Below are 14,338 nucleotides of genomic sequence, written 5' to 3' on the forward strand. Positions count from 1 at the left end.
GAAATGATTCGTAATGGCCTGTTACATTCAAAACAAGATGGAATAATGAAATGGATAAATATAATAATTATTCTAATGTAATAAAAAACAAATCGAGTATTTCTCCTTTGCTCGCTGCTGCAGCAAAAATTGAACCAGAAATAACAGTACTATCAAGTGCATCTAAAAGTAACCGTTCTCAATATAGCCAGTCTTTGGCAGACACTTTATTAGGGTTAGGTTATCGCTCTATTTTTGATATTGCTAAGGTTTCCAGACAGCGCTTTATTAAACGGCATGATGAGTCTTTATTGGGAAATGGGGCCGTTATTTTTGATAAGGCCGTTAGCATGGCTAATCAGGTCTTACAAAAATATCGCAAGAATCGGCTTGAAAAGAGTAATAGCCCATTAGTGCCGCAAACGTCTTCATCGACTGATGCATCTAGCGAATCGCAGACGAACAAGCTACCTGAATACAATCAACTATTCCCTGAACCTTGGGATAACTTCTGTCGCCCGGGCGCTATTGAAGCATTGGATAGCCCAGCAAGTTATTTATTGGATCTGTATAAGTTTATTCAAAGCGTAGAGTTGGATGGTTCAAATCAGGCAAGAAAGTTAGAAACGCGTCGTGCCGATATTCCTAAGTTATCTTTGGACAATGATGCACTGTATAAAGAAGTTACTGCGTTATCAATTGTCAATGATGTACTGTCAGGCAGCGCCAGGGAATATATTGACCAGTCAGGTCAGGCAGATAAAGCGGTTAATCAAATCCTAGGGGATACGCATTTTCCCTTTACACTACCTTATAGCTTGCCCACCCAACAGATAAATAAAGGACTCGGCGCTAGTAATATTGAACTAGGAACGGTAATTCAACGTGTTGACCCTCAGTTCTCCTGGAATACGACTCAAGAAAAATATAATCAGGTTTTATTGGCATATACCCAATTAAGCAGTGAACAAATTGCTTTGCTGAGTTTGCCTGATGTGTTTACCCAAAATTTTTTAACCCAGACTGAACTCTCCGCCGGCTATTTAAGCGCCAGTACCACGGAAATCTTGGCGGAAAAAGATCTTTCTCGCCACGGCTATATTGTAAAAGCTGCGGACAATATAAAGGGGCCTACTCAGTTAGTTGAGCATAGTGACGCCTCTTATGACGTAATTGAGTTGACATGTACCAATCAGGCTAAAGAAACTATTACCGTTAAATTACGCGGTGAGAATATTATTACTTATCAGCGTACCAAAGCGCGTATGGTGCCTTTTGATAATTCTTCCCCTTTTAGTCGACAATTGAAACTGACTTTTGTTGCTGAAGATAATCCTTCCCTAGGCAACCTAGACAAAGGCCCATATTTCGCCAATATGGATATTTATGCCGCCGAATGGGTGAGGGAAAATGTCAGTAGCGAAACAATGGTAAGCCGACCTTTCCTAACCATGACTTACCGTATCGCTATTGCTAAAGCAGGGGCTTCGTTGGAGGAATTGCAGCCTGAAGCTGACGCGTTCTTCATCAATAATTTTGGCTTGAGCGCAGAAGACAGCAGCCAGTTAGTCAAACTCGTTGCTTTTGGCGATCAAACCGGTTCCAAAGCTGAAGAGATTGAAAGTTTATTGAGCTGTGGAGAAAACTTACCTATTGTTTCACCTAATGTCATCTTTGCTAATCCTATTTTTGGCAGTTATTTCAACGATGAGCCTTTCCCGGCTCCTTACCACTTCGGTGGCGTTTATATTAATGCCCATCAACGAAATGCAATGACGATTATAAGGGCGGAGGGCGGAAGAGAAATTCAGTCACTCTCTAACTTCCGACTGGAGCGGTTAAATCGTTTCATTCGCTTACAGCGCTGGCTGGATTTGCCCTCCCATCAACTTGACCTGCTATTAACATCGGTAATGCAGGCAGATGCTGATAATTCGCAACAGGAAATTACTGAGCCTGTGCTAAAGTCTCTCGGTTTATTCAGGCACTTAAATTTACAGTATAAAATCACGCCGGAAATATTTTCGTCTTGGTTATATCAATTAACGCCTTTTGCCGTTAGCGGTGAAATCGCATTCTTTGATCGCATATTTAATCGTGAACAGCTATTTGATCAACCCTTTATTTTAGATGGTGGTAGCTTTACCTATCTGGATGCTAAAGGCTCAGATGCTAAATCGGTGAAACAATTATGTGCTGGTTTGAATATATCTGCGGTCACTTTCCAGTTTATTGCTCCGTTGGTACAAAGTGCATTAGGGTTGGAAGCTGGGACGTTGGTTCGCAGTTTTGAGGTTGTGTCTAGCCTTTATCGCCTGGTCAGTATTCCGCAGACATTCGGTTTATCGACGGAAGACGGATTAATTTTAATGAATATCCTGACCGATGAGATGGGATATCTGGCGAAACAACCTGCCTTTGACGATAAACAAACGCAGGATAAAGACTTCCTTAGTATCATTTTGAAAATGGAAGCCTTAAGTGCTTGGCTAACAAAGAACAACTTAACGCCGGCCAGCCTGGCATTACTTTTAGGTGTTACCCGATTAGCGGTGGTGCCGACCAATAATATGGTGACGTTCTTTAAAGGTATTGCGAACGGTTTATCAGAGAATGTGTGCCTGACAACGGATGATTTCCAGCGCCAAGAGTTAGAAGGAGCTGATTGGTGGACACTTCTATCAACGAATCAAGTCATTGATGATATGGGACTCGTGCTTGATATTCATCCAGTCTGGGGTAAGTCGGATGAAGAAATGCTCATGGAAAAAATACAAAGTATTGGTGTAAGCAACGACAACAATACGCTGAGTATTATCGTGCAAATTTTGATTCAAGCCAAAAACGCTCAAGAGAATCTGTTATCGCAAACCATTTCTGCTGAGTATGGAGTAGAGCGCAGTGTGGTGCCGCTTCAATTACGTTGGTTAGGTAGTAATGTTTATAGCGTTTTGAATCAGGTATTAAATAATACGCCTACTGATATATCTAGTATAGTTCCGAAGTTGAGTGAATTGACTTATAGCTTATTAATTTATACTCAGTTGATAAATTCGTTAAAACTCAATAAAGAATTTATATTCCTGCGTCTGACGCAACCAAACTGGCTTGGTTTAACACAGCCCAAATTATCAACTCAATTATCCCTACCTGAAATATATCTCATTACCTGTTATCAGGACTGGGTGGTTAATGCAAATAAAAATGAAGACAGCATTCATGAATACCTTGAATTTGCAAATATTAAGAAAACTGAAGCTGAAAAAACTCTCGTTGATAATAGTGAAAAATGTGCAGAACTGTTGGCGGAAATATTAGCCTGGGATGCCGGTGAAATATTAAAAGCGGCCTCTCTACTTGGATTAAATCCACCTCAGGCGACGAATGTTTTCGAAATCGATTGGATTAGACGACTACAGACATTATCCGAGAAAACGATGATTTCAACCGAGTATTTATGGCAAATGGGCGATTTAACGGAGAATTCTGAGTTTTCTCTGAAGGAAGGCGTTGGTGAAGCAGTTATGGCCGCGTTAAAGGCACAAGGAGATAGCGATAATGTCTAATTCTATTGAAGCGAAACTACAGGAAGATCTACGCGATGCCTTGGTGGATTATTATCTGGGACAAATTGTTCCTAATAGTAAAGATTTCACCAATCTGAGGAGCACCATTAAGAACGTTGATGATTTATATGATCATTTGTTACTGGATACGCAAGTGTCGGCTAAGGTCATTACTTCACGTTTATCTCTGGTGACGCAGTCGGTACAGCAATATATCAATCGAATTGCACTTAATCTTGAGCCTGGTTTGTCTATTAACCAGCAGGAAGCCACTGACTGGGAAGAGTTTGCCAACCGTTATGGGTATTGGGCCGCTAACCAGCAACTAAGAATGTTCCCGGAGATTTATGTTGATCCTACTTTACGTCTGACTAAGACAGAGTTCTTCTTTCAATTAGAAAGTGCCTTGAACCAAGGGAAATTAACCGATGATGTCGCGCAAAAAGCCGTATTAGGTTATCTGAATAATTTTGAAGAAGTCAGTAATCTGGAAATTATTGCTGGTTATCAGGACGGCATCGATATTGAGAACGATAAAACCTATTTCGTTGCCCGAACCCGAATGCAACCCTACCGTTATTTCTGGCGATCTCTGGATGCCAGTCAGCGTAATGCTAATTCCCAAGAGTTGTATCCAACGGCATGGAGTGAATGGAAGGCGATATCCGTACCATTGGAAAACGTTGCTAACGGGATTGTTCGGCCGATTATGATGGATAACCGCCTTTATATTAGTTGGTTTGAGGTGGCGGAAGAAAAGGAGACGGATAGCGACGGCAATATTATTGTATCGGGACGTTATCGCACTAAAATTCGTCTGGCTCACTTAGGATTTGACGGTGTTTGGAGTTCGGGAACAACGTTAAGAGAAGAAGTGCTGGCTGACCAGATGGAAGAAATGATCGCGGTGGTCGATCGCATGGAAGATGAGCCTCGTCTAGCACTGGTTGCATTTAAAGAAATGAGTGAAAGTTGGGACGTCGTATTTAGCTATATCTGCGATAGTATGCTGATTGAATCCAGTAATTTACCGACTACCACTCATCCGCCAAAACCAGGAGACGGTGATAAAGGATTGTCTGATCTGGATGATTACGGTGCTAATCTGGTTTGGTTCTATTTACATGAGACTGCCAATGGAGGCAAAGCGGAGTACAAGCAGTTAATTCTCTATCCGGTTATTATTAACCGGGATTGGCCAATTGAATTGGATAAAACTCATCAGGGAGACTTTGGCACTGTCGATGATTTCACGCTGAATTCTAATTATACTGGCGATGAATTAAGCCTGTATTTGCAATCTTCGTCCACCTATAAATATGACTTTTCTAAAAGTAAAAATATTATTTATGGCATCTGGAAGGAAGATGCAAATAATAATCGCTGCTGGCTTAACTATAAACTTTTAACGCCAGAAGATTACGAGCCGCAAATTAATGCTACGTTGGTAATGTGTGACAAAGGTGACGTCAATATCATTACTGGATTCAGTTTGCCTAATGGCGGTGTTGATGCAGGCGGAAAAATAAAAGTTACTCTTCGGGTTGGTAAAAAACTCCGGGATAAATTCCAGATTAAACAATTTAGCCAAACTCAGTATTTGCAGTTCCCTGAGGCGTCCAGTGCTGACGTTTGGTATATCGGAAAGCAGATTAGGTTAAATACGCTGTTTGCTAAAGAACTTATAGGTAAGGCAAGCCGAAGTCTGGATTTGGTTTTAAGTTGGGAAACGCAGAATAGTCGTTTAGAAGAAGCTATTTTAGGTGGCGCGGCTGAACTTATCGATTTAGATGGCGCAAACGGCATTTATTTCTGGGAGCTATTTTTCCATATGCCATTTATGGTGTCCTGGCGCTTTAATGTGGAACAGCGGTATGAAGATGCGAACCGTTGGGTTAAATATTTGTTTAATCCGTTTGAGTGTGAAGATGAACCGGCATTATTGCTAGGCAAACCGCCGTATTGGAATAGTCGTCCGTTAGTGGATGAACCATTTAAGGGTTATAGCTTAACGCAACCTAGCGATCCCGATGCCATTGCTGCCAGCGATCCTATTCATTACCGTAAAGCGGTCTTTAATTTCCTGACCAAGAATATTATTGATCAAGGCGATATGGAATATCGCAAATTGCAGCCGTCGGCCAGAACGCTGGCGCGTCTGAGTTATTCAACGGCCAGTTCATTATTAGGGCGTCGTCCTGACGTGCAGCTGACTAGTTTCTGGCAACCGCTCACTCTTGAGGATGCGTCCTATAAAACGGACAGTGAAATTCGTGCTATTGAAATGCAAAGTCAGCCATTAACATTTGAGCCTGTCGTGCATGACCAAACCATGAGCGCCGTGGATAATGATATCTTTATGTATCCAATGAATAACGAATTGAGGGGTTTGTGGGATCGGATTGAAAACCGTATTTACAATTTGCGCCATAACCTGACGTTGGATGGAAAAGAAATCAATATGGATCTTTATGATTCAAGTATTTCTCCACGTGGTTTGATGAAGCAACGTTATCAGCGGGTCGTTACCGCTAGAAACGCCAGTAAGATGAACTTCAAAGTCCCTAACTATCGTTTTGAGCCGATGTTAAACCGGTCAAAATCGGGTGTTGAGACTCTTATTCAATTCGGCAGTACTTTATTGAGCCTGTTAGAACGCAAAGATAGTTTGAGTTTTGACGCTTACCAAATGATTCAGAGTGGCGACCTTTATCGCTTCTCGATTGATTTGCAGCAGCAGGATATTGATATTAATAAAGCCAGTCTGGAAGCATTACAGGTAAGCAAACAGTCTGCTCAGGATCGTTATGATCACTTTAAAGAACTGTATGACGAGAATATCTCTTCGACGGAACAAAAAGTTATTGAGTTACAGTCACAGGCTGCCAATTCGTTGTTGATGGCTCAGGGAATGAGAACGGCTGCCGCCGCTTTAGATGTGATTCCGAATATCTATGGTTTGGCCGTTGGTGGCTCTCACTGGGGCGCACCGCTGAATGCTGCGGCTGAAATTATTATGATTAAGTATCAGGCGGACAGCAGTAAATCTGAAAGCTTGAGTGTTTCTGAATCCTATCGTCGTCGCCGTCAGGAATGGGAGTTGCAGTATAAACAGGCTGAATGGGAAGTTAATTCTGTTGAGCAGCAGATCAATTTGCAGAATATGCAAATTAAAGCAGCTAATAAACGTCTGGAACAGGTTGAAGCTCAACAACAGCAGGCAATGGCTCTACTGGATTATTTCTCCGAACGCTTTACAAACGAAAGTTTATATACCTGGCTGATCAGTCAACTCTCCAGTTTATATTTACAAGCGTACGATGCGGTGCTTTCACTTTGTTTATCTGCAGAAGCTTCTTTGCTATATGAGCTGAATTTGGGCGAGCAGAGTTTCGTCGGTGGTGGCGGTTGGAACGATCTGTATCAAGGATTGATGGCCGGTGAAACACTGAAATTGGCGTTAATGAGAATGGAGCGGGTTTATGTTGAGCAAAACTCTCGTCGTCAGGAAATTACCAAAACGATCTCGTTGAAAGCACTGCTCGGTGAAAGCTGGCCTGCGGAGCTGAATAAGCTAAAACAAAAAACGCCAATTAACTTTAATCTGGAAGAACAGATTTTTGTTGAGGACTATCAAGAGCTGTATCAGCGCAGAATTAAGTCGGTTTCGGTCAGTTTGCCGATGTTAGTTGGGCCTTATGAAGACGTGTGTGCGCAGTTGACTCAGACCTCCAGTAGTTATAGCACCCGGGCAGACCTCAAGACGGTAGAAAATATGCTGACTAAAAGAACGTTTGCCGATACGCCGCACTTGGTTCGTAGTATTCAACCCAATCAGCAGATTTCTTTATCGACTGGGGTGAATGATAGCGGGCTGTTTATGCTTAATTTTGATGATGAGCGTTTCTTGCCATTTGAAGGTTCTGGCGTTGATTCAAGCTGGCGTTTGCAATTCACCAATTTGAAACAGAATTTGGATAGCCTCAACGATGTCATTCTACATGTGAAGTATACAGCCGCGATTGGCTCATCAACTTTCAGTCAGGGCGTAAGGAAAATATTGGCCAATATAAACAACGATGAATAACTGCTGTTTTTGATCAGCTATTTATTTTTTCAATCATATTTATCTCACTTGGCTCCTTTTTAATCAAAGGAGCCAACAAAAATAGTGGAGTTCTGTTATGGTCAATAAATATACTTACACCTCATCTAAAGCAATGTCTGATATTAGTGATGTTATTGGTGAACCTTTAGCTGCATGGGATAGTCAGGTCGGTGGGCGGGTATTTAACGTTATATTTGATGGTAAAGTTTATACCAATACCTATTGGGTTGAACGCTGGCAGGTTCCCGGTATTGGTAGTTCTGATGGTAACCCTCACAATGCCTGGAAATTTGTACGGGCGGCAACGGCAGACGAAATAAATAAAATAGGGAATCCAACCACAGCAGATGTTAAACCGACGGAAAATATTCCTTCACCGATATTGGTCGAAGATAAATATACCGAGGAAACGTATTCTCGCCCTGACGTAAATTTTAAAGAAGATGGCTCGCAAGGGAACCTTTCTTACACTGCAACCCGAGTTTGCGCCCCGATGTACAATCATTATGTTGGTGATAAAACAAAACCGAAGCTGTCGGCTTATATTACCGACTGGTGCCAATATGATGCTCGTCTAGACGGCGGTGGTAGTAAAGAAGAAGAACGCGGGCGTGGTTTTGATTTAGCGACGTTGATGCAAAATCCCGCTACCTATGATCGACTGATTTTCAGTTTCCTCGGTATTTGCGGTGATATCGGCAATAAAAGTAAAAAAGTGCAGGAAGTCTGGGACGGATGGAATGCTCAGGCGCCGAGTTTAGGTTTACCTCAGATTGGTAAAGGGCATATTGTTCCGTTGGATCCCTATGGTGATTTAGGCACTGCTCGTAACGTGGGGTTGCCGCCTGAAAGCGCCGATACCAGTATTGAATCTGGCACATTTTTACCTTATTACCAGCAAAACCGTGCTGCTGGCCTATTGGGTGGATTGCGTGAACTGCAAAAGAAAGCTCATGCGATGGGCCATAAACTCGATCTGGCCTTCAGTATTGGTGGTTGGAGTTTATCCAGCTATTTCTCCGCTTTAGCGGAGAACCCGGATGAGCGCCGCGTTTTTGTTGCCAGCGTGGTTGATTTCTTTGTGCGTTTCCCAATGTTCAGCTGCGTGGATATCGACTGGGAATACCCCGGTGGCGGTGGCGATGAGGGAAATATCAGCAGTGATAAAGATGGCGAAAACTATGTATTGCTGATTAAAGAGCTACGCAGCGCATTGGATAGCCGTTTTGGTTACAGTAACAGAAAAGAGATCTCAATCGCTTGTAGCGGCGTCAAAGCGAAATTAAAGAAATCCAATATTGATCAGTTGGTTGCTAATGGTCTAGATAATATTTATCTGATGAGCTACGACTTCTTTGGCACCATCTGGGCCGATTATATTGGTCATCATACAAACCTGTATTCACCAAAAGATCCCGGCGAACAAGAGTTATTTGATTTATCGGCCGAAGCAGCGATTGATTATTTGCATAATGAACTTGGTATTCCGATGGAGAAAATTCATTTGGGGTACGCTAACTATGGGCGCTCAGCGGTAGGGGGGGATCTGACAACCCGTCAGTATACCAAGAATGGCCCAGCGTTAGGCACGATGGAAAATGGTGCTCCGGAATTCTTCGATATCGTTAAAAACTATATGGATGCCGAGCACAGCTTAAGTATGGGTAAAAATGGTTTTGTGCTGATGACTGACACGAATGCCGATGCTGATTTTCTGTTTAGCGAAGCTAAAGGCCACTTTATTTCATTAGATACCCCTAGAACGGTAAAACAAAAAGGTGAATATGCCGCGAAAAATAAATTAGGCGGCGTATTTTCCTGGTCTGGCGATCAGGATTGCGGGTTATTAGCCAATGCAGCCAGAGAGGGACTGGGTTACGTTGCCGATTCTAATCAGGAAACGATTGATATGGGGCCGCTGTATAATCCAGGCAAAGAGATTTACTTAAAATCAATTTCTGAAATTAAGAGCAAGTAAGCGTTTACAGCGCCAATTGTTATTTAATCGCGATTGATTTCTATTAATTATCTAGCCTATTAATTTAAATTAATTGAAAAATCAGATAGCGGAACGTGGCGGGTTGTTTTATTGCTTATTTAAAATGGCGTTATTTATAACCTGTCACGGTCTGGCAATGTTCGGCTATTGATTAATAGCTGACAGGAGTCTTTATGCAAAATTCACAGGAAATGGCTATCACGACCCTTTCATTGCCGAAGGGCGGAGGGGCAATTAATGGGATGGGCGAATCAGTGGGTCAAGCAGGGCCTGATGGAATGGTGACCTTTTCCATACCATTACCCTTCTCCGCAGGTCGTGGCGTAGCCCCGGCGCTTTCGTTGAGTTATAGCAGCGGTGCAGGGAATGGCCCTTTTGGTATGGGATGGCAATGTAGTGCGATGAGTATTAGCCGTCGTACTCAAAAAGGGGTTCCCCAATATAACGAAGATGACGAGTTTCTTAGCCCTTCCGGGGAAGTGATGGCTATCGCTTTAAATGATAGTGGTTTTGAAGATGTGAGAACGGCTAACCGTCTACAAGGTATCCCATTACCTTTCAGCTATAAGGTCACTCGTTACCAGCCGCGCCTTATTCAAGACTTCATCAAAATAGAATATTGGCAACCCGTTAAACAAACTGATGGCACGCCATTCTGGATAATTTATTCTCCCGATGGACAAACGCATATTCTGGGGAAAAATTCCCATAGTCGGGTGGCTAATGCTGAAAACCCATCGCAGATTGCTAGCTGGCTGTTGGAAGAAACGGTTACGCCTACCGGCGAGCATATTTACTATCAATATAGCGGCGAGAATCAAGTCAATTGTACTGATGCGGAAATAGCGCTTCATCCACAGGATAGTGCCCAGCGTTATTTAGCGCGGATTGACTACGGTAATATTTCCCCTCAAGCCAGTTTATTTGTTTTAGATGAAGAACTACCTAATCTCACCCAGTGGTTATTCCATTTAGTGTTTGATTACGGCGAGCGAGATATCTCTATTAATAAAATTCCTACTTTCGAGGGAGGAACCACCGGTTGGTTAGCCCGGCCAGATATGTTTAGCCGCTACGACTTTGGAATTGAAATTCGAAATCGCCGCTTATGCCACCAAGTATTGGGGTTCCATCGGCTGGAGGCCTTGAATGATCGAGATGTGACTGACGAAATTCCCGTTTTGGTGAATCGACTCACGCTAGATTACGACCTGAATAACAGCGTCAGCACCTTGGTAGCTGTCCGTCAGGTGGCGTATGAAACGGACGGCAGCCCAATCACTCAGCCGCCGTTAGAATTCGACTATCAGCGTTTTGATACAGGGAGTATTCCCGGCTGGCAGGAAATGCCGCAGCTTGAGGCTTTTAACGGCTATCAACCATACCAAATGATTGATCTGTATGGTGAAGGTACACCAGGCATTCTGTATCAGGAAACGCCGGGTGCCTGGTGGTACAAATCGCCGCAACGCCAAATTGGGGGCGATTCTAATGCCGTGACCTATGGGGCAATGAAAGCGTTGCCCAAAATCCCTCGCTTGCAAGAGGGAGCGACGCTGATGGATATCAACGGTGACGGTCGTTTGGATTGGGTGATCACTTCAGCGGGAGTACGAGGTTTTCATAGTATTCATTCGACAGGTGAATGGACACATTTTACACCATTGAACACCTTACCCACCGAGTATTTTCACCCGAAGGCACAATTAGCAGATCTGGTTGGCGCGGGATTATCTGATTTGGTGCTTATCGGGCCTAAAAGCGTGCGGTTGTATGCCAATCAGCAGGGGAACTGGGCTCCGGCGCAGGATGTCACGCAGGCAGAAAACGTCAGCTTACCGGTCATTGGAATCGATTCCCGTCAATTAGTCGCTTTTGCCGATATGTTAGGTTCGGGTCAGCAGCATCTGGTCGAGATCACGGCAGATAGCGTGAAATGCTGGCCAAATATGGGACACGGCCGTTTTGGCCAACCTTTGACTTTGGAAGGATTTAGTCAGCCGCAGACCAGTTTCAACCCCGATCGGGTGTTTCTGGCTGATATTGATGGTTCTGGCACTAACGACATTATTTATGCTCATTCGGAATGTCTAGAGATCTACCTAAACGAAAGCGGTAATCGCTTTAGTAAACCAATCTCTTTATTACTGCCGGACGGTGTGAATTTTGATAACACCTGCCAACTGCAAGCAGCTGATATTCAAGGATTAGGCATCGCCAGTTTGGTGATGACGGTGCCGCATATGTCACCGACTCATTGGCGCTGCGATCTGGCGTTGAATAAGCCTTGGTTATTGAATGTGATGAATAATAATCGGGGGGCGGAAACCTGCTTGTTTTACCGCAGTTCGGCTCAATTCTGGCTGGATGAAAAACAGTTGGTTGAGGCGGCGGGGCAGCAACCTGAATGTCATTTGCCATTTCCTATGCATTTACACTGGCGTAGCGAGATTTTTGATGAGATTACAGGTAACCGTCTCACTCAAGAACAAGAATATGCCCACGGTTCCTGGGATGGCCAAGAGCGGGAATTTCGTGGCTTTGGCCGGTTGATTCAGCGCGATACGGATGGTTTTGCCCAGGGAACGGTCGACATTCCTACTCATCCTTCCCGAACTGTTAGCTGGTTTGCTACGGGAATCCCTGAGATTGACACCACGCTATCCGCAGAGTTTTGGCGCGGAGATGATCAGGCATTCAGCCCTTTCTCACCTCGGTTTACTCGTTGGGAAAACGATTCAGAGGCTGGTTCCGATGTTGCTTTTATACCTTCAGAGCATGATGCCTTTTGGCTGAATCGCGCGATGAAAGGGCAACTTTTGCGCAGCGAACTGTATGGTGATGATGGCACTCCCGAAGCCGAGATTCCTTATTCGGTCACAGAAATGCGTCATCAGGTGCGGGCGTTGCCCACAACCGACGCCACAGTACCTTCGGCATGGTGTTCCACCATTGAAACCCGAAGTTATCAATACCAACGGGTGGCCGCTGATCCTCAATGTAGCCAACAAGTAGTCATAAAAGCGGATCGCTATGGTTCGCCATTATTAAGTGTGGCAATCAATTACCCGCGACGTAAAAAACCGGAAAAGTCGCCCTATCCTGATGATTTACCGGAAACGCTGTTTGATAGCAGCTACGACACGCAGCAGCAGCAACTGCATCTGACCAAACAACAGCAAAATTATTTTCATTTGACCAATGACGATAACTGGCTGTTAGGGCTGCCAAAAGAGCAACGAAACGATGGCTATCAGTACGATCAGGAACGCGCTCCGGCTAACGGATTTACGCTAGAAACGCTCATCGCGTCCAATAGCCTGATCGGTTCGAATCAGCCGTTTACCTATTTGGGCCAAAGTCGGGTGGCTTATCAGGGCGGTGTGGATGAACAACCGTCTTTGCAGGCGCTGGTGGCCTACGGCGAAACCGCTATTCTGGACGAGAAAACCCTACAGGCCTTTGTCGGCGTGCTGGACAGCAAAACACGCGATGAATTGCTGTTTTCCGCCGGTTATCAGTTGGCTCCGCGCTTGTTTAGGGTTGAGTCAGAGCCGGATGTTTGGGTTGCCCGTCAGGGTTACAGCGAATTCGGTGACTATTCGCAATTTTGGCGTCCTCTCAGCCAGCGTAGTACGTTGTTAACAGGGAAAACTACGTTGAAGTGGGATAAGCATTATTGCGTAGTGATAGAAACCCAGGATGCGGCTCAACTGGTGACACAGGCGCGCTACGATTACCGATTCCTTACCCCATATAGCCTGACGGATGCCAATGATAACCAGCACTACGTGGTTTTGAATCCGTTTGGGGAGGTGATTGCCAGCCGGTTTTGGGGAACGGAAGCGGGTAAAGACGCGGGATACAGCACTCCTCAAGCCAAACCTTTTGTGGTACCTGCCACGATTGAGGCAGCACTGGCGTTAAGCCCCGGAATTCCGGTGGCTCACTGCGCCATTTTTGAACCTGAAAGCTGGATGCAAAAACTGACGCAGCACGATGTTTCCGAACGAATGGCGGATAACGGTACTCTTTGGAACGCATTGCTGCAGGCGCGTTTTGTCACCGAAGATGGTTATGTCTGCGCGCTGGGTCGGCGGCGCTGGATGGCGCGCCATGGTTTATCGGTGCTGATGTTGACGCTACTGGCCGAGATTCCGCGTACGCCGCCTCATTCCCTTACTATTACTACCGATCGCTACGATAGCGATGACCAACAACAATTACGGCAACGTATTCTATTCAGTGATGGTTTTGGCCGCCTGCTACAAAGCGCTCAGCGTGTTGAAGCCGGTGAGAGCTGGCAACGCAGCGAAGACTCCTCGCTGGTGGTCAATGTTTCCGGCACACCAGCCTTAGTGGTGACGGATAATCGTTGGGCGGTTTCCGGACGTACGGAATACGACGGGAAAGGGCAAGGAATACGCGTTTATCAGCCTTATTTTCTGGATGATTGGCGTTATCTCAGCGATGACAGTGCACGCACTGACCTGTTTGCCGACACGCATATTTACGATCCTTTAGGGCGCGAATATCAGGTCATTACCGCGAAAGGTTACCGGCGTGAACGCCAGTATACCCCGTGGTTTGTGGTGAATCAGGATGAGAACGATACGGCAGCAAATCTGGCGATTTAGTTCCCATAAGAAAATTCGCCCTACATTGTCGTGGGGCGGATGAAAACGA

4 protein-coding genes are annotated in these 14,338 nt (G+C 44.7%); all 4 read left to right on the top strand.

What is annotated here, in order from left to right; all coding sequences use genetic code 11:
- Nucleotides 1-50 precede the first annotated feature (50 nt).
- The 4 genes from yenA1 to yenB all read left to right on the top strand — a co-directional run bounded on the left by yenA1 (nucleotide 51) and on the right by yenB (nucleotide 14,289).
- The gene (yenA1, locus tag PL78_RS03765; protein ID WP_064513225.1) at nucleotides 51-3,545 is read left to right on the top strand and encodes an insecticidal toxin complex toxin subunit YenA1; all 3,495 of its coding nucleotides are present in this window, start codon (nucleotides 51-53) and stop codon (nucleotides 3,543-3,545) included.
- Nucleotides 3,538-7,632, top strand: a complete 4,095-nt coding sequence (gene yenA2 / locus PL78_RS03770; RefSeq protein WP_064513227.1) for an insecticidal toxin complex toxin subunit YenA2 — start codon at nucleotides 3,538-3,540, stop codon at nucleotides 7,630-7,632. Before yenA1 ends, yenA2 begins: the two co-directional genes overlap by 8 nt.
- 97 nt (nucleotides 7,633-7,729) lie before the next feature.
- Nucleotides 7,730-9,631, top strand: a complete 1,902-nt coding sequence (chi2, locus tag PL78_RS03775; RefSeq protein WP_064513229.1) for an insecticidal toxin complex chitinase Chi2 — start codon at nucleotides 7,730-7,732, stop codon at nucleotides 9,629-9,631.
- A gap of 194 nt (nucleotides 9,632-9,825) precedes the next feature.
- The gene (gene yenB, locus PL78_RS03780; protein WP_064513231.1) at nucleotides 9,826-14,289 is read left to right on the top strand and encodes an insecticidal toxin complex toxin subunit YenB; all 4,464 of its coding nucleotides are present in this window, start codon (nucleotides 9,826-9,828) and stop codon (nucleotides 14,287-14,289) included.
- Nucleotides 14,290-14,338 lie beyond the last annotated feature (49 nt).

The sequence above is a fragment of the Yersinia entomophaga genome (genome assembly GCF_001656035.1).
GTDB classification, from domain to species: Bacteria; Pseudomonadota; Gammaproteobacteria; order Enterobacterales; family Enterobacteriaceae; genus Yersinia; species Yersinia entomophaga.